Origin of the sequence: Brevundimonas naejangsanensis DSM 23858, from assembly GCF_000421705.1 — a bacterium.
Classification (GTDB): Bacteria; Pseudomonadota; Alphaproteobacteria; order Caulobacterales; family Caulobacteraceae; genus Brevundimonas; species Brevundimonas naejangsanensis.
The window spans coordinates 223,947-246,042 of record NZ_ATXN01000005.1 but is presented as its reverse complement, the minus strand read 5'-3'; the positions used below and the strand labels follow the sequence as shown (position 1 = coordinate 246,042).

At 68.2% G+C, this 22,096-nt stretch carries 18 protein-coding genes; 5 read left to right on the top strand and 13 right to left on the bottom strand.

Translation table 11 applies throughout. From position 1 onward, the window contains the following. Together H556_RS0112290 and H556_RS15920 are read left to right on the top strand one after the other, a co-directional pair. Nucleotides 1-1,440: an FAD-dependent oxidoreductase gene (locus H556_RS0112290; protein ID WP_035303012.1), complete on the top strand. Its 1,440-nt coding sequence runs from the start codon at nucleotides 1-3 to the stop codon at nucleotides 1,438-1,440. Further along, complete coding sequence (locus H556_RS15920; RefSeq protein ID WP_024354717.1) at nucleotides 1,437-2,267, top strand: alpha/beta fold hydrolase; 831 nt, start codon at nucleotides 1,437-1,439, stop codon at nucleotides 2,265-2,267. The genes H556_RS0112290 and H556_RS15920 overlap by 4 nt, the downstream gene beginning before the upstream one ends. Before the next feature lie 38 nt (nucleotides 2,268-2,305). On the opposite strand, the gene H556_RS0112280 is transcribed toward H556_RS15920, so the two are convergent. From H556_RS0112280 to H556_RS15910, 6 genes are all read right to left on the bottom strand, one after another. After that, a complete protein-coding gene (locus tag H556_RS0112280; RefSeq protein ID WP_024354716.1) occupies nucleotides 2,306-3,190 on the bottom strand; it encodes an SDR family NAD(P)-dependent oxidoreductase in 885 nt (294 codons plus the stop codon). A 43-nt stretch (nucleotides 3,191-3,233) separates the two neighbouring features. Beyond that, nucleotides 3,234-3,638 carry a hypothetical protein gene (locus H556_RS15915; RefSeq protein ID WP_051130270.1) on the bottom strand — a complete coding sequence of 135 codons (405 nt, stop codon included), beginning with the start codon at nucleotides 3,636-3,638 and terminating at the stop codon, nucleotides 3,234-3,236. Further along, on the bottom strand, nucleotides 3,635-4,582 hold the full coding sequence (locus H556_RS15740) for a hypothetical protein (RefSeq protein ID WP_155802481.1): 948 nt from the start codon (nucleotides 4,580-4,582) through the stop codon (nucleotides 3,635-3,637). The genes H556_RS15915 and H556_RS15740 overlap by 4 nt, the downstream gene beginning before the upstream one ends. A gap of 44 nt (nucleotides 4,583-4,626) precedes the next feature. Beyond that, a complete protein-coding gene (locus H556_RS0112270; RefSeq protein ID WP_211216127.1) occupies nucleotides 4,627-4,977 on the bottom strand; it encodes an MFS transporter in 351 nt (116 codons plus the stop codon). Between the two features lie 72 nt (nucleotides 4,978-5,049). Beyond that, a complete protein-coding gene (locus H556_RS0112265; protein ID WP_024354714.1) occupies nucleotides 5,050-6,141 on the bottom strand; it encodes a serine hydrolase domain-containing protein in 1,092 nt (363 codons plus the stop codon). Then, a complete protein-coding gene (locus tag H556_RS15910; protein WP_024354713.1) occupies nucleotides 6,141-6,860 on the bottom strand; it encodes a GntR family transcriptional regulator in 720 nt (239 codons plus the stop codon). The genes H556_RS0112265 and H556_RS15910 overlap by 1 nt, the downstream gene beginning before the upstream one ends. A gap of 242 nt (nucleotides 6,861-7,102) precedes the next feature. On the opposite strand from H556_RS15910, the gene H556_RS0112255 reads away from it, so the two are divergent. Beyond that, entirely contained in the window at nucleotides 7,103-7,648 is a 546-nt protein-coding gene (locus H556_RS0112255; RefSeq protein WP_024354712.1) for a hypothetical protein, read from the top strand. A 99-nt stretch (nucleotides 7,649-7,747) separates the two neighbouring features. Here the strand turns inward: H556_RS0112255 and glyS are convergent, their stop codons facing one another. Further along, a complete protein-coding gene (glyS, locus tag H556_RS0112250; protein WP_024354711.1) occupies nucleotides 7,748-9,958 on the bottom strand; it encodes a glycine--tRNA ligase subunit beta in 2,211 nt (736 codons plus the stop codon). Further along, complete coding sequence (locus H556_RS0112245) at nucleotides 9,958-10,857, bottom strand: glycine--tRNA ligase subunit alpha (RefSeq protein WP_003165881.1); 900 nt, start codon at nucleotides 10,855-10,857, stop codon at nucleotides 9,958-9,960. The genes glyS and H556_RS0112245 overlap by 1 nt, the downstream gene beginning before the upstream one ends. Before the next feature lie 111 nt (nucleotides 10,858-10,968). On the opposite strand from H556_RS0112245, the gene H556_RS0112240 reads away from it, so the two are divergent. Beyond that, nucleotides 10,969-11,736 (top strand): polysaccharide deacetylase family protein, encoded by a 768-nt coding sequence (locus H556_RS0112240; protein WP_029673595.1) that lies wholly within the window; start codon nucleotides 10,969-10,971, stop codon nucleotides 11,734-11,736. A gap of 81 nt (nucleotides 11,737-11,817) precedes the next feature. Here the strand turns inward: H556_RS0112240 and H556_RS0112235 are convergent, their stop codons facing one another. From H556_RS0112235 to H556_RS0112215, 5 genes are all read right to left on the bottom strand, one after another. Then, complete coding sequence (locus H556_RS0112235) at nucleotides 11,818-15,126, bottom strand: autotransporter domain-containing protein (RefSeq protein ID WP_024354708.1); 3,309 nt, start codon at nucleotides 15,124-15,126, stop codon at nucleotides 11,818-11,820. A 328-nt stretch (nucleotides 15,127-15,454) separates the two neighbouring features. Continuing rightward, nucleotides 15,455-16,348: a hypothetical protein gene (locus H556_RS0112230; protein ID WP_024354707.1), complete on the bottom strand. Its 894-nt coding sequence runs from the start codon at nucleotides 16,346-16,348 to the stop codon at nucleotides 15,455-15,457. A 35-nt stretch (nucleotides 16,349-16,383) separates the two neighbouring features. After that, nucleotides 16,384-17,313: a 4-(cytidine 5'-diphospho)-2-C-methyl-D-erythritol kinase gene (locus H556_RS0112225; RefSeq protein ID WP_051130268.1), complete on the bottom strand. Its 930-nt coding sequence runs from the start codon at nucleotides 17,311-17,313 to the stop codon at nucleotides 16,384-16,386. Nucleotides 17,314-17,317: 4 nt separating this feature from the next. Continuing rightward, nucleotides 17,318-19,207 carry a tetratricopeptide repeat protein gene (locus tag H556_RS0112220; RefSeq protein WP_024354705.1) on the bottom strand — a complete coding sequence of 630 codons (1,890 nt, stop codon included), beginning with the start codon at nucleotides 19,205-19,207 and terminating at the stop codon, nucleotides 17,318-17,320. Between the two features lie 228 nt (nucleotides 19,208-19,435). Then, nucleotides 19,436-21,091 carry an electron transfer flavoprotein-ubiquinone oxidoreductase gene (locus H556_RS0112215; protein ID WP_245559484.1) on the bottom strand — a complete coding sequence of 552 codons (1,656 nt, stop codon included), beginning with the start codon at nucleotides 21,089-21,091 and terminating at the stop codon, nucleotides 19,436-19,438. A 191-nt stretch (nucleotides 21,092-21,282) separates the two neighbouring features. On the opposite strand from H556_RS0112215, the gene H556_RS0112210 reads away from it, so the two are divergent. Beyond that, complete coding sequence (locus H556_RS0112210; protein WP_024354703.1) at nucleotides 21,283-22,089, top strand: uracil-DNA glycosylase; 807 nt, start codon at nucleotides 21,283-21,285, stop codon at nucleotides 22,087-22,089. Nucleotides 22,090-22,096 lie beyond the last annotated feature (7 nt).

The following is a 22,096-nucleotide window of genomic DNA, read 5'->3' as shown; positions in this document are numbered from 1 at the left end:
ATGACCTCAGGCGCCGCTCCCTGGGACCTCATCATCGTCGGCGGCGGCGCCGCCGGTATGGCGGCAGCCATCTTCTCGGCGGAACGTGCGTCCCGCGTCCTGTTGATCGACCACGCCGATGTGCTGGGCGGAACACTCTGGGTCGCAAACGGCCAGTTGAGCGCGGCGGGCACGCGCCTGCAGCGCGACAAGGGGATCGAAGACGACGCCCAGGCGCATTTCGACGATGTCATGCGCTTGAGCCGAGGCACGGTGAACGAGGCCCTGGTGCGGCTGGCGGTATGGAACGCCGCCGAGACGTTCGACTGGCTGATGGAACAGGGTTTCGACGTCGATCCCGCCTGTCCGGTCGACGGCGTCGGCCACGAGCCCTATTCGCGAGCCCGCTACTACTGGGGCCGAAACGGCGGCGCCTCGCTGCGCGACGTCATGATCCCGCGCATCGAGCAGGCCGTCGCAGACGGCCGGATCAGCCTGCGCCTGGGCCATGAAGCGCTGAGCCTGACGACCAACCCCGGCGGCGCCGTGACCGGGGTTGCGACCCGCGACGCTCACAGCGCCGAACATCATTTCGAGGCCGCCCAGACCGTGCTGGCGACGGGCGGCTATTCCGCCTCGCCCGACGTCTATCAGGCCATGAACGGCGTCCCCCTCTACACCAATCTGCCCTATGCCTATTCGCAGGGCGTCGGGCACCGGCTGGGCTGCAGCGTCGGCGGATGGCTGCGCGGCCGAGAGAACTTCTTCATCAACTTCGGCTTCCTGCTGGACGGCGAAGGACCGCGCCCCGGCATGGTCGGCCGGTTGAACACCTATCCCCAGCGTCGTCCGCCGTGGGAGATCTACGTCAATGCCCACGGCGACCGCTTCGTGCGTGAGGACATGGAGTCTGTCGATGCCCGCGAAAACGCCCTGCTGGAGCAGCCCGAGCAACGTTACTGGGTCGTGTTCGACGAGCGGATCCTGAGCGAAGCGCCGCCCTTCATCGCCGGCTTCGACGCCGACGAAATCCGCGCCCTGTTCGAGGAAGACCGTCCCTTCTTCTACAAGGCGGACGATCTGACGAATCTGGCCTCGGCGGCGGGCGTCGACGCGCACGGCCTGATGCGCGCCGTGCGCGGCTATAATTACGGCGTCCATTCCGGCAACGACTTCCTGGGCCGCCGCCATCTGCCTCTCCCGATCGCGCAGGGCCCCTTCTACGCCATACGGGTGCAGGGCGCGGCGGTCAGCAGCGCGGTCGGCCTGGCCGTCAACGACCAGCTTCAGGTGATCCGCCCGGACGGCTCGGCCATACCGGGGCTGTGGGCCGCAGGCGAACTGCTGGGCGCAAGCCAGACCATGGGACGCGCCGTCTGCGGAGGCATGATGGCGACGCCCGCCCTGACGTTTGGGCGGTTGCTGGGCCAGAGGCTCATCCCGTTGACCTCCCGAACATGAACTCCGCCTGGACCAGCGGGCGTCGCCGCTATGTCGACGGCCTCTGGGGGCAGGTCCACCTGCGCGAGTGGGGCTCCGGCCGCCCCCTGTTTCTGCTGCACCAGACGCCGTGGAGCGGGGTTCAGTTCCACCGCCTGGCCCCCTTGCTGGCGCAGACCGGCTGGCGGATCATCGCGCCCGATACGCCGGGCTACGGCCTCTCCGACCGCCCGTCCGCTCCACCGGCCATCGACGACTACGCCGACAACCTGGCCATCGTGTTCGACAGCCTCGACGTTCCGGACGCCGTGATCGCGGGACATCACACCGTGGCGCTGATCGCCGCCGCCTTCGCCGCCGCCCGACCTGACAGGACAAGCGGCCTGATCCTCGACAATCCGCCCTTCTACAGCGCCGCAGAACGCGCCCAACGTCTGGCCCTGCCGCACCACGCCCATGCGCCCGAAGAGGGCGGCGGCCATTTCACATCGCGCTGGCGTTTCATGCGAGGGATGGCGGACCCCAACCTCTCCGTCGCCGGACTGCACCTGGCCATCATCGCCCATCATGTGAACGACGCGAGCGCCGATCACGGCCATGCCGCCGCCTATGCCTGGGACATGGCCGACATCCTGGACGCCATCGTCGCCCCGACGCTGGTGTTGTCCAGTCGTGGCGATCCCGTTCATGCTCACGGCGCCCGTCTGCTGAAACGCAGACCCGACTGGCGCGAAAGAGATCTGGTGACAGGCACGGCGACGGCGTTGGAAACGCCCGAACGCTGGCGCGAAGCGGTCCTGCCCTTTTTGACCAGGCTAAGCGCCGCAGCTCCAACCTCTGCTGATTAAAAAAGCACCGCCGTTCAGAATCTGGAGGGCGTCGCGCCTCATGCCGTCACCGGGCCTTCCACGCCCGCCGAGGCCATTTCCTGGGCCGCCTGCTGGAAGCCGAAGGCGGGGACCGCCTCGCCGGTGCGGTCGGTGGCCTCGGCCCAGCGCGCGATCAGTTGTTCGCCGGCGTCCTCGGCCCCGCCGATGCGCACGCCCTGCGTCAGGGTGATGTTGGCCGTGGCGAAGTGGCCGGCGCCCGCGCACAGGATGGCCCGCGTCGGGGCGTCCTCGCTGACCAGGGCCAGCAGGCCGGGGCTGACCAGGGCCGGGTCCAGCGCCTTCAGCACCTCTTCGGACAGGATGCCCGCCGTCATCTGCGTCGCCGCCGTCGGGGCCAGGGCGTTGACCTTGATGTCGTATTTGGCGCCTTCGATGGCCAGGGTCTGCATCAGCCCGACCTGGGCCAGCTTGGCCGCGCCGTAGTTGGCCTGGCCGAAGTTGCCGTACAGGCCCGACGAGGAGGTGGTCATGACGATGCGGCCGTAGGTCTGGGCGCGCATGATCTCCCACACCGCCTTGGAGCAGATGGCGGCGCCCATCAGGTGCACGTCCACCACCAGTCGGAAGTCGTCCATCGTCATCTTGGCGAAGCTCTTGTCGCGCAGGATGCCGGCGTTGTTGACCAGGATGTCGATCCGGCCCCAGGCCTGCATCGCCGCATCGACCATCGCCTGGACCGCGTCCACGTCGGTCACCGACCCGGCCGCCGCCATCGCCTGACCGCCCGCCGCGACGATCTCGTCGACCACGCCCTGCGCCGCCGCCTCGGCCAGATCATTGACCACGACCCGCGCGCCTTGCGAGGCCAGATACAGCGCGTGACAGCGGCCCAGACCCCCGCCCGAACCCGTCACGATCGCCACTCGGTCCTTCAGCAACATCCCTGCAAACTCCTACTCATGATGGAACAACAGACGCGGCGTCTCAGGCAGACGTCGCCAGAACCGCCTCGATCAGGCGGCGGAAGCCCTCGGCCCCCGTCCGGGTCGCCGCCACGTCGATGCAGCGCGCATCGTCCTCGGCCACGTGGTGGTAGCGGTGAATGCCGAAGGTGCCGGCGGCGGGCGCATAACCGGCGCGCACGACCTCATCGAGTTCTCCGGCCGTCATCACGGCGCTGGAGACCGGCGCCTCATGCCCCGGCTGTCCGGCGAAAAGGCTGCGGGCTAGAGGAAGGAACTCGGGCGAGATCGACAGATAGCGCTGGCTGTCCACGCTGGGCAGGGGCTCCAGATAGCCGGGCAGTTCGTGCCAGTCGCGCGCGGCGAAGTTGGCTCCCAGGTGCAGCCAGAACCGGGTGTCGGCCGGGGGCGGGGCGATCTTCTTCATCGCCTCGGACGCCCCGAGATACTCATACTCATGACCCGTGTTGCAGACGAAGGCGAGGTCATGGTCCGGCAGGCCCTTCGCCGCCCAGCGCGCCAGCGCGCCAGCGCCAGCCAGGCCGCCACCCCGCCGCCGCGCTCGGCCGCGCAGGTGAACCAGCCGGAACGCGGCGTCGATACGGCCAGCCAGCGCCCCTTGCCCCGGTCGACACGGCCGACGAAGTTGAAGGCCGGTCGATGGCCGCCCGCGCCGTCGAGGGTCAGGCGCGCCTCCTGACGGGTGACGGTGCCGGTCAGGAACGCCCCGGCGTCCTCGGGCGCCAGCAGGGCCACCGGACCGCTGAACATGGGTTTGCGCCCATCGGCGTTCAGGGCGATCACCTTGCCGGTCGGGCCGTTGGTGATGGCGACCACGGCCCTGGCCCCGGCGGCGAAGGCCGCTTCGACCGGACGGCGCGCCGCCGGAATGATCATGGTGGACCAGCGCCCGAACGGCAGGTCCACCAGGGCGATCGCCCCTTCAAGCGATCCGGCGTAGGCGCCGCGCGCATCAACCCGCACCAGCGGCCCGGACACGCCCTGCGGCCCCGTCGAGATGACGATCGGCTGAGGATAGAGGGCGGCGCGCGCCTCTCCCATCGTCAGTTCCGCCGCCGTCGCCTCGAAATAGGGGACGTCATAATACTGGCGCTCGACGGCATAGCCTGCGGCGGTCAGTTCGGCCGCCATCCACTCCCCGCAGGCGTTGTCTCCCTCGCCGCCCGCCTGCTTGATGCCGAAGTCGACATAGCGGCGCAGGTCGTCCTCGACCTTGGCGTCAAAGCCGGCCGAGGTTGGGGCCTGTAAACGGGTCGATGCGGTCGCTGACGAGGCGCCCAGGCTGACGGCCCCGCCCACGGACAGCAGGGCGCTGGTTCCCAGAAAACGACGTCGGCTTGCATCAATCATGACAGTCTCCTTGATCTCTGACAGGCGGGCGCTGTCGACGCGCATTACTCGGCCATGCCCTGACGCAGCCGCTGGCCCAGCAGGATCACGCTCAGGAAGGACACGGCGCACATGGCGGCCAGATAGATGGAAATAGACAGGCTGGATTCGTAGCGCGCGAACAGGGCCGTGGCGATGATGGGCGCAAAGCCGCCCCCCACGACCGCTCCGACCTGATAGCCCAGGGAGGCGCCGGAATAGCGGATCGACTTGGGAAACAGCTCGGCGAACAGGGCCGCCTGGGGTCCATACATCAGGCTGATGAACAGCAGTTGCACCGTGATGGCGGCGACGACCTGAACTGGCGATCCGCTGTCGATCATCGGGAAGACTGCAAAGGCCCAGCCCCCGGACACCACGGCGCCGATCAGGAAAATTCCCTTGCGACCGAAACACGAGCGGAATTTCGTCTGAAAAGGCGCGGCGTTTTAAGATTCGGGCGCGGACGCCGGGCGGTCGCCCAGCACCTTCATCAACCGCAGCCAGAGCTGCTGATCAAAGTCCTTGTCGATGGCGGCCGCCCCCGTGCGGACCACCACCAGATGGCGGCTCGGCACGATGTAAAGGCGCCGTTCAAACAGGCCGTAAGCCCCCACCAGATCCATCGGCGCCGCAGCGATCAGGGGCCCCTCGGTCCGGCGATCGACGCCGCGCACGGCATAGTCGGCGCCGTTCAGCCACCACAGGCGCCCATAGGCCGGATTGGCTTGGGAGCGTTCAAACATGGCCGCCAGTTGAGCCTGCGACACCACCCGCGTCCCGTCCTGCGCCAGGCCGCCGCTCAACACCATCAGGCCCAGACGGGCGATGTCGCGCGGCGTGGTCACCAGCGCCGTGTCGTTGCCAGCCGAGGCCAGGGCCGCCGGACGGCGACGCCAGTCGGTGTCCTTCATCCCCAGCGGATCGGTCAGCCAGGCGCGGGTCATGGCGTCCAGCGACTGACCCGACGCGGCCGTCAGCACCCGCTTGGTCACGGCGTAGACAGGGGTGTTGTAGAAGAACTGGTCGCCTGCAGGATGGGTATAGGCGAAGCCCTCGTCCAGGCCCGAGGTCATGTTCAGCAAATGCAGGACCGTGATGCGCCCTTCCTGCTCGGGCGTGGCCTTGGACCAGCCCGCGCCCAGATAGCGGCTGACCGGCTGATCGACGTCCAGCAGCCCCTTGTCGACCGCGACCGCCGCCAGAACGGCGATAAAACTCTTCTGCTGGGACGCCACATCCTCCAGCAGAACCCCATCGGCCGTATGCCCATACAGGAAGGCGGAGAACATCCGGTCGCCGACCGGCGGGCTCCACGCCTGATCGATCAGGGTGCGGTCGTCCTCGATGACGAGGAAGCCGGTCGTGTTCTGCGACCGCAGATAGTCCAGCAGCGCCTGCGTCCGCCCCTCGTCCGCTAAGGTCGGCGCGACGGTCGACGCCGCCTGCGTCTGCGCGACGCCTGCCGCGCAACCCGTCGTGAACAGGAGCGCCGCAGCGGCCATGCCCGCCCCGGCCAGGCGCGAGATCATGCGCGGCATCAGCCCCCTCCTCTTTTCCTGGTCGACGCCCTTTTCGACGCCGTCGGTTGCGCGGCCGGCGGCTCGGTCCTCAGGCGCGGTCCGCGCGCCAGCATGATGCGGGCGACCTCGCCCTGCATGTAGTAGAGGATGTCGCGCGCGCCCTGGCTGGCCTTTTCGGCGTCGCGCGCCTCCAGCCCCTCGCGCACCTTGCGCCAGTATTCAAACGGCCCCGGCCCCTGAGCGTTGATCGCCAGGGCCACATAGGAGAAGTGGAAGCGCGTCTTGCGCCGCACCGCCTCGATCATGCGCTGGGCGTCGACGCTGGCGCAGTCGGCCATCTGGCTGAAGATGGCCTCGCTGGTCTCTATGATCTGCTCGGCCGGCGCGGTTTCCGCCGCCTGAGCCAGCAGGGCGTCGATCTTTTCAAGGATGCTGCGGATCACGGCGTCCGAGCCGCGCAGACAGGCGAAACGCGCCGCCAGACCGTACAGCGCCGCCCGCACCTCATAGAGGTCAAACACCTCTTCAACCGTCGTGGCCGACACGCAGGCGCCGCGATTTTCCTCGATCTCGATCAGGCCGTCGTCGGCCAGCGTCCGCAGCGCCCGGCGCACGATGGAGCGCCCGACCCCGAATTCATTGCACAGCTTGACCTCGCGCAGCCATTCGCCGGGGGCCAGCTCGCTTTTCTGGATGCGGATCCGCAGGACCTGGGCCAGGTCGTCCGCCGCGGACACGGCCGATACGGCCGCATCCGACGCGTTCGCAGTTTTGTCCGTTGTTCCCAAAAGCCTAGCCTCCACCGCCCCCACGCTGCCCAGCCAGCGGTTTCACCATCCTGCGCCTGACATTCCTATTGCGACACCCCGGAATGAGCAAGCCCTTGTCGAACCTTATGGTCAGATTGTTGTACAATTGATTGCCGGCCGCCTCCGTTGACACGGGCGCTTTTCGCCGGATTTTCAGCTAAGGGGCGCGCATGAGCCTTCCCCTCCTTCCCAACCGGACCTGCGGCGGTTGCGTCGAGTGCTGCCGCGTGATCCCGCTGGACCTGCCCGAACTGGCCAAGCCGACGGGCGAGTTGTGCGGCTATTGCGTGGACGGGGCCGGGTGTTCGGTGCACGCAATCCGGCCGCAGACGTGTCGCGTGTGGTTCTGCCTCTGGCGGGCGGTCGAACTGTCGGATGACTGGCGGCCGGACCGCAGCGGCGTCATCGTGCGGCCCGACGGGGTCGAGGATGGGGTGATCACCCTGTATGTGCTGCGCCGCTCGGATTTTCTGGCGGGCATGGACTTCTTCGTCACTGTGGCGGGCTGGATCGCCGAGGGGATAGAGGTCGCGTTGAGCGTCCCCGGCCCGGTCGGGACCTATCCGGCGCGCGCCGTCGTCACCGACTGGCTGCGCCCGGCGATCGAGGACGGCGACCCGGAGGATTTCCTCGCCCGCGTTCTGGCCTCGCTGGACCGGCTGGCGCAGCACGACTTCCAGCCGGACGGGATCACCGCCCGCTATGCCGTAGCCTGATCCTTCTCCCACAAGGGGAGAAGGATGGTTTTATGCGCTAACGCCTTCGGCTGCTTGAGCGCATTGTCGTGCGCTAACGCCTTCGGCTGCTTGAGCGCGTCAGCCCGCGATCTGGCCGAAGTCGGCGACGCGGTTCATGACGCCGCGCACCTGGCCCAGCAGCTTCAGGCGGTTTTCGCGCTCTTCGGCCACGTCGGAGTTGACCATGACGGCGGTGAAGAAGGCGTCGACCGGAGCGCGCAGGCGCGCCAGGGCCGTCATGGCGGCGGCGAAGTCCTCGGCCTCCAGCGCGGCGTCCACAGCCGAGGCGGCGGCGGCGGCGGCGAAGGCCAGGGCGGTCTCTTCCGCCGGCTGGTTCGGCAGGCCGGTGGCGACGGCGCCTGCCGGCAGCGGTCCCTTCTTCTCTTCGGCCTTGAGCAACTGGGCGGCGCGCTTGTAGCCCGCCAGCAGGTTCGCCCCGTCGTCCGTCGCCAGGAAGGCGGCCAGCGCCTCCACCCGACGCACGATCCGCACCAGATCGTCGTCGCCCAGAGCGAAGACGGCCGCCACAAGGTCGTGGCGCTGGCCCTTGTCGCGCAGGAGGACGGTCAGGCGGTCCATTACAAACAACCCAAAATCGAGGGAGCGTCGACGCTCCCACTCCTGAGGCGGCGTTTTCTCAACGGTATCAACGACAAGCACACCGGCAGTCTTTTGAGATACGCTTGAAAGCTGTTGCAACAGCCCATCGTCTGCCAAGTCGCCGCTCTTGCGAAGCGGCTCCAAGAAAGCCTCAAGCTTGTCGGCGCGGCCAGCCAACTGCTGAGCCATTAGTCGCCGCCCTGCATGGATGACGATATTCGAAAGCTCGACGCGCACCCCATTCTCCAGCACCAGCCGGATCACGCCCAGCGCGGCGCGGCGCAGGGCGTAGGGGTCCTTCGAGCCCGTGGGCTTTTCGTCGATGGCGAAGAAGCCGACCAGGGTGTCCAGCTTTTCGGCCATGGCGACGGCGACCGTGACCGGGGAGGTCGGGACGGTGTCGCCCGGCCCCTGCGGCTTGTAGTGGTCGCGGATGGCGTCGGCCACGGCGTCGGGCTGACCGGCCAGACGGGCGTAGTAGCCGCCCATGATCCCCTGCAGTTCCGGGAACTCGCCCACCATGCCCGAGGCCAGGTCGGCCTTGGACAGGCGCGCGGCCTGTTCGGCCTGCGCCGGATCGGCGCCGACCAGCGGGGCGATCTCGCGCGCCAGCGCCGCGATACGGTCGACGCGCTCGGCCAGCGTGCCCAGCTTGGCGTGGAAGGTGACGTCCTTCAGCTTGGCGTTCCAGGCGTCGAAGCCGACCTTCTGGTCCTCGGTCCAGAAGAACTCGGCGTCGCTCAGACGCGCCGACAGCACCTTGGCGTTGCCTGCGGCCAGGGCCGCGCCGCCGTCGGTCGCCTCGACGTTGGCGACGACGACGAAGTGGGGGGCCAGGCCTTCCTTGCCCGGTTCGCGCACGGCGAAATACTTCTGGTGCACCTTCATCGACAGCTGGACCACTTCCGGCGGCAGGGCCAGGAACTGCGGGTCCATGTCGCCCAGGATCGGCGTCGGCCATTCGGCCAGACCCGACACCTCGTCCAGCAGGCCGTCGTCATCGACCAGAGCCAGCCCCTTGGCCGCGCAGACGGCCTTGGCGCCCTCGAGGATGCGCAGCTTGCGGTCGGCGGCGTCCAGCAGGACGAAGTTGCGCTCCAGCTTGGTACGGTAGTCGGCGAAGTCCTTGACCGCGAACGGCTGGCCCGCGCCCATGAAGCGGTGGCCCTCGGTCACGTCGCCGCTCTGGATGCCATCCACCTCAAACGGGATCACCGCCCCGTCGAACAGGGCCAGAATGCGCTTGATCGGCCGCACCCAGCGCAGGGTGCCCGTGCCCCAGCGCATCGACTTGGGCCAGGGGAAGTGGCGGATGATGTCGTCGACGCTCTCGGCCACGACCTCGGTGGTCGCGCGGCCCTTGCTGCTGATTTCGGCGAACCAGACGCCGTCGCGCTCGACCAGTTGGTCCTGCGTCAGGCCGGTCTTGCGCAGGAAGCCTTCCAGCGCCTGCGCCGGGGCCGAGGTCTTCGGCCCCTTCAACTCTTCGTTGCGGTCGGGCGTGGCGGCGGGCAGGCCGTCGATGACCAGCGTCAGGCGGCGCGGCCCGGCATAGGTCGTCAGCGCGTCCCAGCTCAGGCCCGCGGCCTTCAGACGGTCGGACGCCATGCGCTCCAGATCGCGCGCGGCGCCCTGTTGCATACGGGCGGGGATTTCTTCGGAGAAGATTTCGAGGAGAAGCTGGGACATCAGGCGGTCGCCCGTTCGTGTTCGACTTGAGCGAGGGCGCAGGCTTTGCACAGGTCGCGGATGCGGCCGATGTAGCTCTGGCGTTCGGCGACGGCGATGGCGCCGCGGGCGTCCATCAGGTTGAACAGATGCGAAGCCTTCAGCACCTGGTCATAGGCGGCCAGCACCAGCGGCTGGCCCTGCGGCCCCTTCATGGTCAGGAAGTGGGCGGCCTCGCGCTCCATGTCCTCAAAGCGGCGCTTCAGCGCGGCGACGTCATAGCCGTGGAAATTGGCTTCCGACTGCTGGCGTTCGTTCTCGAGGAAGACTTCGCCATACGTGAGCCCCTCCTTGTTGAACTTCAGGTCATAGACGTTGTCGACGCCCTGAACATACATGGCCAGACGCTCCAGCCCGTAGGTCAGCTCGCCCGAGACGACGTCGACCTCGATGCCGCCGACGCCCTGGAAATAGGTGAACTGCGTCACCTCCATGCCGTCGCACCAGACCTCCCAGCCCAAGCCCCAGGCGCCGACGGTGGGGTTCTCCCAGTCGTCCTCGACGAAGCGGATGTCGTGCAGGCTGGGGTCGATGCCGATGGCGCGCAGGGAGTTCAGATACAGCTCCTGCAGGTTGTCGGGGTTCGGCTTCAGGATGACCTGATACTGATAATAGTGCTGCAACCGGTTGGGGTTCTCGCCATAGCGGCCGTCGCCGGGGCGGCGCGACGGCTGGACATAGGCGGCCTTCCACGGCTTCTTGCCCAGCGCCCGCAGCACGGTGGCCGGGTGCAGGGTGCCGGCGCCGACCTCGATGTCATAGGGCTGCAGGATGGCGCAGCCCTGCTCGCTCCAATAGTGGTGCAGGGTCAGGATCAGGTCCTGAAACGATAGAGGTTCAGCAGCGGCCACGGTCGACATTTCGGTCCGATTTCGGGAGGCGCGGACCATAGGGCCGCCACGCTTCGCCAGCAAGGCGAGGCGGCGCAATCCTTCACCCTTCTGCAAGCGCGGATGCGCTAGAAGGCGGCCATGATGCAGCAACGGATCGATCAGATGCGCCGTCGGGCGGCGCGCTATATGGGCGTCAGGCCGGTGACGGTCGCGCCTGCGCGCGGCATTCTCAGCCTCAGCTTCGACGACTTCCCGGCCAGCGCCTGGACCGAGGCGGGGCCGATCCTGGCCGAACACGGGGTCCGGGCGACCTATTACGTCGCGGGCGGCCTGTGCGGCGGCGAGAACATCGGCAAGGCCCAGTTCGAGGTCGAGCACCTGCTGGCCGCGCATGAGGCCGGGCATGAAGTCGGCTGCCACACATTCGACCACGTCAGCGCCCTGCGCCTGAGCCCCGCCGAACTGACGGACCAGTTGGCGCGCAACGCCGAATGGGTGGGCGAGCGGCTGAACGGCCACGTCATGACCACCTTCGCCTGGCCCTTCGGCGACGTGGCTTTAGGCGCCAAGGCGGTGATCGACGAGCGGTTCCTGCTGGGCCGCGGCGTGCGCGACGGGGTCAACGCCGGGCGCGCCGACCGGGCCAACCTTCAGGCCATCGGCCTGGAGTCGCGCCGCCTGCCCCACTACGACCTGGAGGCGCTGGTCGCCCGCGCGGCCGAGGCGCCCGGCTGGCTGATCGCCTATGGTCATGACGTCGAGAGCGCGCCGACCCCCTACGGCTGCGCGCCCGAAGACCTCGACCGCCTGATCCGCCTGGCCAAGGCGGCGGGGCTGGAGATCCTGCCGGTCGGCGAGGCGTGGGAGCGCGTGAGCGGCGGCGCCAACTCCGCTCATCACGCCTAAAGAAAAACGCCGCCGCCCGCTGAGGGCGACGGCGTCTGTCCGTCAGGATCGCCGGGACCGAAGCCCCGGCGTCCGCACTGATCAGAACCGGAAGCTGACGCGGCCGGTCAGGCGATGATCCTTGTAGTTGTCGTTGAAGACGCCCGAGTAGCCGACCTCGATATTGGTCGACTTGTTCGCCTCGATGTTGAAGCCCAGGCCCGCCTGCAGCGCGCCCGAGTTCAGATCGGCGCCTTCGATGCGGAAGACCGGACCGTCCGCGAAGGCCGCGTTGAACACGGGGCCGTCGCCGCTCAGGTCTTCGGTCCAGGCCAGATGGCCCACCGCCGACAGCGCCGGACGGCCGTTGCCGCCCGCCAGATAGGTCTCGGTGCGCAGACCGGCCGTCAGCAGGTCCGAGGTCTGGGAGACCTGGCCCGACAGGGCCGCGTCGCCGCCGCGCTCGACCACGTCCGCATCATACTCGACACGGGTGTAGTTCAGGTACGGCTCCAGAACCGTCGAGCCCATGATCGGCTTGCGCCAGGACACCTCGCCATAGGCCTGCCAGGCCTCGCCGTCGTAGCGGCCGGTCAGTTGCTCGTTGAAGCGGTTCAGCGAGGCCGTCCGGTCGGTGCGGGTGCGCGAGTCCATCCAGGCGCCGCCCAGACGGAAGTCGAAGGCGCCCAGGCTGGCGGCGCCGTAGACGCCGATGTGCTGGGTCTTGACCTCACCCGTCGAGCTCAGGCGGTTGGCGCGGATTTCCGACTGGCTTTCACCAACCGCGACGCCGATATGAGCGCGACCGTTCAGCGTCTTCTCGACCCCGGCCAGATAGCCCGAGGTTTCGCTGCGGAAGCCGGCCAGTTCGCCGTTGTCCTGACGCCCGCTGCCGAAGACGCCCGAAGCCCAGACGGCGACGCCGCGACCGTCGGTCGCCTCCGTCGTGCCGTTGCGGCCGCGCGTCAGCATGGCGTCGCGAATGAAGCGCGAGTCGCCCGTCGCCACGCCCGCCAGGGTCGCGTGGACCTCGCCGGTCAGGCTGTTCAGCGCGCCGCGCACATTGTCGAAGCTGCCGTCCAGGATAGCGTCTTCAAGGGCCGTGTTACGGCCTGCGGGCGCGTCCGGGATGATCGACGCCGTCATGACGTCCAGGGCCCCGCCGACAGCCCTCGTGTTCGGGGTGGTCCCGGCCGAGGCGATGGTCACATCGTTGCGGACCAGGGTCAGCTTCACGGTGTTGGCGTCATAGGTCAGGATCGGCTTCAGGAAGGCCAGATCGCTCTTGGCGCCGGTGAAGGTCCCGGTCACGCCGCCCGCCGACTGCAGGATGTTCATGCGGGTGCGCAGATTCCATTCGCCTTGGTCCGCCTTGAGGATGACCTCGCCGCCTTCCAGCGTGGTCGCGCCTTCCACCGCCACCCGCGAATGCTGGGCCCCGTTCACGCTGGAGCGGATCCACAGATAGGAGCCGTCCTTGAACAGCAGGTCGTTGGCGATGGTCAGCGTGCCGAACGGATTGGCGGTATCGCCGGGCGACAGGACGCCGCCCTTCTCGACCACCACATCGGCCAGACGGCCCAGGCCGCCCAGCATCCCCAGCTCGGCCACGGTAGAGGTCGAGTTGATCAGGCTGCCGTTGACCGTCAGCAGGCCGCCTTCGACCCGCGTGGCGCCGGTGTAGTCGTTATTGCCCGTCAGGATCAGCTCGCCGCCGCCCTTCTTGACGATGCCGCCGATATCGTCCGGGAAGGAGGCCAGAACCTCGGCGGAATAGCGGTCGCGCGCATCGCCGATGTCGTTGCTCCACACGTCCACCGTACCGACGCGGACATCGACGTCCCGAACGTCGCGCAGAGCCGTCGGCCCCTTGAGCGCGACCTCCATCTGCGGCGCCCCCCAGCCCGACATCAGGTCGACGCCCGGCGCGTCCAGGTCCAGCGAGCTGGACAGCAGGATGTCGCTGATCAGGGCCGTGTCGTACTCAGGGAAGTGCTCCATCAGCAGGGCCGCGAAGCCCGAGATGTTCGGGGCCGCCATCGAGGTGCCGGTGTAGGCCGCATAGTCCGGCCCGGTGTAGTTGATCAGGCTTTCCAGCCGCTGCATCAGCAGGGCGTTGGCCTGGGTCAGAACGTCGGATGAGAAGGCCGGCGTCAGGATGGCCATGTTGTTGGTCGAGGTCAGCAGGCTGCCGAGTACGTCGGTGAAGCCGTCCGGATCGCCCATCCGGCCGCCCGAGATCAGGGTGATGGCGACCGCATCCTCGGCCACCTGGCGACGCGCGGCGGCTTCATCGAACGGCAGGCCCGCAGCCTCGGCAGCGAACTTGGCGTTCAGGTAGGCGTTCAGCGTTCCCAGGAAGCGGTTGACGGCGGCGTTCTGAAGCGCCGCAACCGTCGTCGGCGTATACAGCGACATGTAGTCCGCCGGCCGATACATGGCGACAATGGCGTTGAAGTCGAAATCAAACCCCGGCACCGCCGAGATGATCTGATGGCCCGGACCGGCCACGCACCAGGTCGCGGTCTGGCCGCAGAAGCTGGTCGAAGGGCTGGGGGTCAGGGCGCCGGTATAGTTGGCGACGGACAGCCAGTTTGCGCGCAGGCGCGGGTCGAACATCGGCGTCGCCGCATCGATGCCAGCGTGCGCGCCATATCCGTTGCCCGCCGAGAAGACGACCAGGACGTCATTGTCGAGAACCGGCTTGTAGAAGTCGCCGTAGTTGCGGGCCAACGCCTGACGGACCAGCGCCTCGGGAGCGTCGAAGGGCAGGCTGTTGGACGAGCCCCAGCTGTTGTTGATAATCCGCACCTCGCCCGTGGCGGCCAGATCAATGATGTTGGTCTGGGCGGTGCTGACGATGTCGCCGTTGATATAGACGTCGCGGAACCACAGGAAGTCGCCGGCGGCGAAGTTGGTCGTGGCCGAATAGATGTTGGCGCCGAAGGCGTTGCCGAACATCAGCTCGCCTTCCATGCGGCCGCCGCCGATAGTGCCTGCGACGTGGGTGCCATGACCTTCCCAGCCGCGCCGCGGATTGATGCGACCGTCGTTGCCGTAGTCGTCAGAGACGACGGTGTTCAGGCCCTTGATCTTGCCCGCCCCGCCGAACAGCGGGTGATCCATGTAGACGCCCGCGTCATTGACGCCGACGGTCAGGCCCTTGCCCGTCAGACCTAGGGCATAGGCGTGCTCCAGACCCAGATAGGCCTTGGAATAGTCGATCGAGAATTGCGCGTCTTCGCGCCAGGAGGCCAACGCCGCCTGATAATCGGCGGTGCGCGATCCGTCCGCCATATAGAAACCGCCTGCGGGCGGCGTGACCGGCGCCTGGGCGGAGGCGTCGCTGGCCCAGACAAGGGCCGATCCGGCGACTGCAACAAGAAGACCGGCCTTGAACGCGTTGATCATGGTTCCCCGCAATGGTGACTGCACAAAAAGGCGCGTCCGTCCCGATAGTCCCCTGACCGTCGATTCACGGCGCTCCCTCCACCTGCATTTGAGCCGGAAAGTTCCGACTACTGTCAATCACGGAACGGAGGTTCTTCTTCACGATGAGGATTTTACGATACGGCCACGCTTCGACTGTTTGAAATTAGAATTTTTCTCCGAACCCCGCTTTCTCGAGCGCCGCCGGCAAGCGAGCACGAGATTTCGTTCCCCGGCCCAGCCAAGAAATCCGGACACGGCGCGCCAAGATGTCGCACCTGATAGGTTGGGGTTTGCAGCCGCTCCGTCCTCAGATGAGGCCTTGCTGCGTCGCCCAGCGGATCAGCGGCCTGCGCGGCCAGCACAGCAGCCAGGAGCAGGCGCTGTATTCGCCCGTCTCGATCAAGGCGCGGCGCGTGGGCGAGGAGGCGGAGGCGCGCTCGTCGTGAATCTCGCCGCCGCCCTGATGGATCATGAAGGCCCCGTTGTTCACCGGCGTCGTCCGTAGATAGGTCAGGCGGGGGCTGATGGTCTCCAGCGGCGGATCGAAAAACCAGCTGGAGCCGATGACGCCCGCCAGTTCCGGCCGTGTCTGCAACAGGGCGGCGGCGGCGGCCCAGTTCCGCTCCCAGCCCGGCTCGTTGAAGTCCGACAGGTCGCGCGCCTCGGTGTGGGTCTCCAGCCAGGGCCGCCAGCCGCCCGCCTGGACCCAGGCGATCAGGGGGCCGGGTCCGCGTCCGCCCAGCATGTGCCGCACCACCAGACCGGGCCCGACGGGCGAAGACAGGTCCAGCATCTGGGTGTTGCTGCCCGGTACGCTGAGCGCCAGTGAGACGCGCACGTCCTTGGCCCAGAAGTCGGGGTCATACGGGTCCGCCCCGCTATCGAGATGCGCCGCCAGCCGGTCCACATAGGTCGGATAGCCCGCCAGAACCGCCTGCGGCAGACGCTCGGCGGCGATGCGGCCGGGCAATTCCAGCGCCCAGGCGGCGATCAGGCCGCGCCTCTGATCATCATTCACGCCGTCGCCCAGAATCCCGTCCACCGTCCGCGCAGGCAGGCCGAAATCCCAGTGAGGCGCGACCTCGGCGGCGGCGCGGGCCGCAGTGTCCTTGATCTCTTCGACGCGAGCGCGGTCGGCGGGCGACAGGCGCGCCAGGGCGCGTTCAAAGGCGGCGATCTGTTCAAGGGTGAGCTGGGTCATGGCCGTCAGCTTGACCGCAGGGGCTGTAAATCCGGTTAAATTACCGAACGCGGCTCGATATCCGGCGCGCCCAACACCACCGGCCGCGACCACCAGCCTGGCCTATCAAGCGCGAAGGCCGCCTCGATCGCCGCCGCACGGTCATCGAACAGGCCGAAGACCGTGGCTCCCGAGCCCGACATCCGCGTCAGGCGACAGTCTGGCGCAGCGCGCATGGCGGCCAGCGCATCTGAGATCCCCGGCGTGACCGACAGGGCGGGCGCCTCCAGATCGTTCCTCTGCGCCGACAGCCAGTCGATGACAGAGGCGACCGACCAGTCGTCAGGCGACGGCGGCCGACCCGCCCCGGCGGCGGGCGCGGCGTCATAGGCGCGATAGACGGCGCCCGTCGGCGACGGCAGGCCGGGGTTCAGCAAAACGCCGTGCAGGGTCGGCAGGCGCGGCTCGTCTTCCAGCGCCTCGCCGACGCCGGAGGCCCAGGCCGGGCGAGAGCGCAGGCACATGGGCCCGTCCGCTCCGGCGGCGAGGGCGAGACGTTCCAGTTCGTCTTCCGGCACGTCGAGACCCAGCAGGCGCGCCGTCAAGCGCAGCGCCGCTCCCGCATCCGCCGAGCCTCCGCCTAACCCGGCGGCGATAGGCAGCCGCTTGTCCAGCGTGACCGCCACGGGCGGCGCGCCGATTCCGGCCGCTTCTCCTAACGCGAGCAAGGCCTTGATGATCAGGTTGTCGCCCTCCGCCTCCAGCCCGGCCGCGAACGGCCCCTCGACCTCCAGCGACAGGGCCTGCGCGCGACGCACGGTCACCCGGTCGCCGATATCGGCGAAGGCGGCCAGACTGACCAGCGGATGATAGCCGTCGGCCTGCACCGCCCCGACGTGCAGCAGCAGGTTGATCTTGGCGGGCGCCAGTCCGCTCAGGACGTCATCGCTCGGCGCGTCATCGCTCAGGGCGTCAGGGGTCGACATGGCGTCAGTCGGCCGCGCCGCCCGCAGAGCCCAGCCCCTTGTCCCCGGTCGGGTCCTGGCCCAGCCTATCGCGCAGCTTGGCCTCGACCTCGGCGCGGCGCTTGTCGTCGACCTCCAGCGTCAGGACGCGGTTCCACTGGAAGCCCGCCTCGCGCTGACGCCCGACCGCCCAATAGGCGTCGCCGAGATGGTCGTTGATCTCGGCGTTGGCGGGCTCCTTGTCGACGGCGCCCTCAAGATTGACCACCGCCGCCTCATACTGTCCCTGACGGAACTGGGCCCAACCGAGCGAGTCCTGGATGTTGCCGTCCTTGGGATCAGCGGCATGGGCGCGGGCGATCATGGCGGCGCCCTCCTCCACCCGCGTCCCCGTATCGACCCACAGATAGCCGAGATAGTTCAACAGGGTCGGATTGTCGGGCTGCATCTGCAGGGCGGCCCACAGCTCGGCCTCGGCCTCGGTGTCCCGATCCAGCGATTCATAGGCGGCGCCGCGCAGGAAATGAACCTCGAAGCCCTGATCCTCAGTATTCAGCAGAGGGCCGTTCAGAAGCTCCAGCGCTTCCTCGTGCCGCTGCATCTGCAACAGCTGGCTGGCCAACATATAGGCCACCGCCGCCTCTTCGGGCCGCACCGAGGCCGCGCGCTGCAGCTCGATCAGGGCCTCGTCGTCACGGTCGGCCTTGGCCAGACTGATGGCCATCTGCACACGGGCGGCGGCGTAGGTCGCGGGCGACGCCGCGCTGACCTCGGCCAGGGCGGCCCGGCCCGCAGGCTCGATCCCGCCCTGAATCAGGGTCTGGCCGATCAGCAGCTGGGTATTGTCGCTGGGCGCCAGGTTCTGGGCCAGACGCAGATAGACGGTGCCGAACTCATGGGCGCGCTGGGCGATCATCTGATCGGCGGCGGTGCGCAGGGCCTGGGCCGCGCCCTCCCGGTAGTTCAGCAAGGCGGGCGGGCGGGCCTTGGACAACACCCGTTCGCGCCCCTCCATGACCCGACGGTCGGCGGTGCGCGCGGTGACGGCGGCGTCATACTGAACCAGAGCCTCGTCCCGGTGGCCGCGCCGCTCCAGAAACTCGCCATAGGGCAGACGGAACAGGGCGCCGGCCAGGGCGTGGCTGGTCAGGTCCCGCCATTCGGCGTCGGCCTCGGCATAGCGACGGCGCTGCTCCAGCAGGCGCGCGCGATTGCCCCGCGCCACCAGATTGCTGACCGGGTCGAAATCGGCCGGCGGCATGGCCAGGGCGCGATCCCAGTCCCCGGCTGCGGCGGCGATCCAGGCCTGGACATAGAAGCCGGCGCGGTCGTGCGGCTCGCCCACAGGGGCGGCGATCAACAGGGCGTTGGCGCGGCGCGGATCGTTCCGGGCATAGGCCTGCACCGCCTGCACCAGTCGCCCGGCCTGAACGATGACCGGCGAGACCTCGGGATCGGTCGGGGCGATACGCCCCGCCTCATTCAGGTCGCCCGCCAGAAGGGCGGCGGTGAAGGCCTGTTCGCGCACGCGCGGCTGCTCGGGCGTCAGGGCGAAGACGCGGGCCAGATAATCGGCGCCGGTCGCGCTCTCGCCGCTGGTCAGGGCGTTGCGGCCCGCCAGATAGAGGCCGAAGGCGCTGTTGCGGTGGACGTCCAGCGGGATCGGCGACCATTCGGCGGGAATGGGCGTGATCTTGGGTTCTTCGGGCGTTTCCGGCTCATCGGCGATGATGATGTGCGGAACCGGGTCGCCGTTCGGCTCGGTGTGGGTCTCTATATCCTGAGAGGGGGCGTCCTGAGAGGGGGCGTCGGGCGCGGGTTCCCGCGCCGCCTGCGCCAGCACGGGTGCGGCCAGCGACAGCGCAAGGGCGGAGGCCGCCAGAAACAGGACAGGGCGAGAAGAGACGAAACGCATGGCCGGACCCTTCACGCTTTCCCTTTCGCCCGCAAGATCATGTGAATGAAAAGCAGAGCAACGCCTCTCCCTCCCCTTCATGGGGAGGGTGGTCGAAGCGAAGCGGAGACCGGGTGGGGAGGGCCAGGTGATCCTTGGCGCCGCGCTTGATTTGCCTTGCCGCCCCCACCCGGCTTCGCCTTACAGGCTCAGCCACCCTCCCCATGAAGGGGAGGGAGAAGCGCTTGCTTACATGTTCGGATAGTTCGGGCCGCCGCCGCCCTCCGGGGTGGTCCAGACGATATTCTGCGACGGGTCCTTGATGTCGCAGGTTTTGCAGTGGACGCAGTTCTGGGCGTTGATGACGAAGCGTGGATCAGCGCGGTTCGCCTCGTCCGCATAGACGACTTCGTACACGCCCGCCGGGCAATACAGCCGCGCCGGTTCGCCGTACTTCGGCAGGTTGACGTTGATCGGCACGGACGGGTCCAGCAGCTTCAGGTGGGCGGGCTGGTCCTCGGCGTGGTTGGTGTTGGAGATGAAGACGCTCGACAGCTTGTCGAACGACAGCTTCCCGTCCGGCTTGGGATAGGCGATCGGCTTGTGCTGCGAGGCGGGCTCGGTCGAGGCCGCGTCGGTCTTGCCGTGCTTCATCGTGCCGAAGAAGGAGAAGCCGCCGGTCAGGTGGTTGACCCACAGGTCGAACATGCCGACCGCACCGCCCATCATGGTGCCCAGCTTTGACAGCATCGGCTTGGCGTTACGGACGACCTTCAGCTCCTTGTAGACCCACGAGGCCTTATAGGCCGCTTCATAGGCCTCCAGCACATCGCCCGAACGGCCCGCGATCACGGCGTCATAGGCGGCGTCGGCGGCCAGCATGCCGGTCTTCATGGCGTTGTGGCTGCCCTTGATGCGCGGCACGTTCACGAAGCCCGCCGAACAGCCGATCAGGGCGCCGCCGGGGAAGGCCAGCTTGGGCACCGACTGGAAGCCGCCCTCGGTGATGGCGCGGGCGCCGTAGGAGACGCGCGTGCCGCCCTCCAGATGTTCGGCGATCGAAGGGTGGTGCTTGAACTGCTGGAACTCGTCGAACGGCGACAGGAAGGGGTTCTTGTAGTTCAGGTGGACGACGAAGCCGACGGACACATAGCGGTCGCCGAAGTGGTACAGGAACGAGCCGCCGCCTGTCTTGTCGTCCAGCGGCCAGCCGGTCGTGTGCTGCACCAGGCCCGGCTGGTGCTTCTCGGCCGGGATCTGCCACAGCTCCTTCAGGCCGATGCCGAACTTCTGGGGATCGGCGGCGTCGCAGAGGTTGTGGCGGGCCATGATGGTCTTGGCCAGCGAGCCGCGCACGCCCTCGGCGATGAAGACGTATTTGCCGTGCAGTTCGAGGCCGGGCTGGAAGTCGCCGGTCGGCTTGCCCTCGCGGTCGATGCCGAAGACGCCCGCGACGACGCCCTTCACCCGGCCGGTCTCTTCCTCCCAGACCACATGGCTGGCGGCCATGCCGGGATAGACCTCGACGCCCAGACCTTCCGCCTGTTCAGCCAGCCAGCGCGCGACGTTGCCGAGCGAGGCGATATAGCAGCCGTCGTTGTGCATGAAGGGCGGCAGGGCGAACATCGGCAGGGACGCCTGCCCCTGCGGGCCCAGCACCAGGAATTTGTCCTTGGTGACGGGCGTCTCCAGCGGAGCGCCGCGCTCCTTCCAGTCAGGGAAGAGTTCGTTCAGCGCCTTGGGGTCGATGACGGCGCCGGACAGGACGTGGCCGCCGATCTCAGCCGACTTCTCCAGAACGGCGACGGAGATCTCCTTGCCGTCTTTCTCAGCCCGTTGTTTCAGGCGAATGGCGGCGGACAGGCCGGCAGGGCCGCCGCCGACGATGACGACGTCATATTCCATGACCTCCCGCTCAGCGCCGACAAGGGCCTCCAGCGGGGGCAGGTTGTCGATGACGGCTTCCTGCCATGCGTTCTTGGCGCCGCCTTCGATCATTTCCTCGGCCATATCCCCTCAATCCTCATTGTCGTCGTGGTTATTCGCCTTATCGGGAGGTGACGCGGGGGCGGTCAAGGCCTATTGCCTAGGGTCCTATGAACGCCCCCTCCGTCGATATGGCTGCCGCAGAGGCCCTGTTCGCCTTCTGGCGCGACGCGGGCGTGGACGCCTGTTTCGAGGACGAGCCGATCGACCGGACCGTCTTCGTCGCCCCGGTCGCGGCCAAGGGACCGGCCACGGTGACGCCCCTGCGCGCGCCCGGCGCGGCGCCGTCCGTCGATGAGGCGGCGGCCGAGGCCCGTCGTCTGGCGGCGGGCGCGTCGACGCTGGACGAACTGGCTGAAGCCATCGCCGCCTTCGAGGGCTGCCCCCTGCGCGCCATGGGCGCCCGTCAGGCCGTGTTCGCGCGCGGCAATCCGCAAGGGGCGCTGATGATCATCGGCGAAGGCCCCGGCGCCGAGGAAGACGTGCGCGGCCAGCCCTTCGTCGGTCAGGCCGGACAGCTTCTGGACCGCATCCTGACGGCGGCGAGCCTGCTGGACGACGCCTTCATCACCAACACCGTCTTCTGGAAGACGCCCGGAAACCGCGCCCCGACGCCCCAGGAACAGGCCGCCTGCGCCCCCTTCGTCGAGCGCGCCGCGACCCTGCTGAAGCCCAAGGCGGTGCTGCTGGTCGGGGCGTCAGCGGCCAAGGCCGTGCTGAAGACCGACGACGGCATCATGCGGATGCGCGGGCAATGGCGCGAATGGCTGCCCGAGGGCGGAATCGCCGCGCCCGCCATCGCCACCCTTCATCCCGCCTTCCTGTTGCGCCAACCCCAGGCCAAGGGTCTGGTTTGGAAAGACATTCTCGATTTGTCCGTCCGTCTGCGAAGCGAAGTGGTTGAGCCGGGCGCCTGATTCAGGC

Coding starts and splice junctions, on each gene's coding strand:
- H556_RS0112245 (WP_003165881.1), bottom strand. CDS start 10,857: ATGTCGACCGTGGCCGCTGCTGAACCTCTATCGTTTCAGGACCTGATC.
- H556_RS0112265 (WP_024354714.1), bottom strand. CDS start 6,141: ATGCCGCGCATGATCTCGCGCCTGGCCGGGGCGGGCATGGCCGCTGCG.
- H556_RS0112235 (WP_024354708.1), bottom strand. CDS start 15,126: ATGATCAACGCGTTCAAGGCCGGTCTTCTTGTTGCAGTCGCCGGATCG.
- glyS (WP_024354711.1), bottom strand. CDS start 9,958: ATGTCCCAGCTTCTCCTCGAAATCTTCTCCGAAGAAATCCCCGCCCGT.
- H556_RS0112240 (WP_029673595.1), top strand. CDS start 10,969: ATGATGCAGCAACGGATCGATCAGATGCGCCGTCGGGCGGCGCGCTAT.
- H556_RS15740 (WP_155802481.1), bottom strand. CDS start 4,582: ATGATTGATGCAAGCCGACGTCGTTTTCTGGGAACCAGCGCCCTGCTG.
- H556_RS0112290 (WP_035303012.1), top strand. CDS start 1: ATGACCTCAGGCGCCGCTCCCTGGGACCTCATCATCGTCGGCGGCGGC.
- H556_RS15915 (WP_051130270.1), bottom strand. CDS start 3,638: ATGAAGAAGATCGCCCCGCCCCCGGCCGACACCCGGTTCTGGCTGCAC.
- H556_RS0112280 (WP_024354716.1), bottom strand. CDS start 3,190: ATGTTGCTGAAGGACCGAGTGGCGATCGTGACGGGTTCGGGCGGGGGT.
- H556_RS0112225 (WP_051130268.1), bottom strand. CDS start 17,313: ATGTCGACCCCTGACGCCCTGAGCGATGACGCGCCGAGCGATGACGTC.
- H556_RS0112255 (WP_024354712.1), top strand. CDS start 7,103: ATGAGCCTTCCCCTCCTTCCCAACCGGACCTGCGGCGGTTGCGTCGAG.
- H556_RS0112215 (WP_245559484.1), bottom strand. CDS start 21,091: ATGGAATATGACGTCGTCATCGTCGGCGGCGGCCCTGCCGGCCTGTCC.
- H556_RS0112230 (WP_024354707.1), bottom strand. CDS start 16,348: ATGACCCAGCTCACCCTTGAACAGATCGCCGCCTTTGAACGCGCCCTG.
- H556_RS0112210 (WP_024354703.1), top strand. CDS start 21,283: ATGAACGCCCCCTCCGTCGATATGGCTGCCGCAGAGGCCCTGTTCGCC.
- H556_RS15920 (WP_024354717.1), top strand. CDS start 1,437: ATGAACTCCGCCTGGACCAGCGGGCGTCGCCGCTATGTCGACGGCCTC.
- H556_RS0112220 (WP_024354705.1), bottom strand. CDS start 19,207: ATGCGTTTCGTCTCTTCTCGCCCTGTCCTGTTTCTGGCGGCCTCCGCC.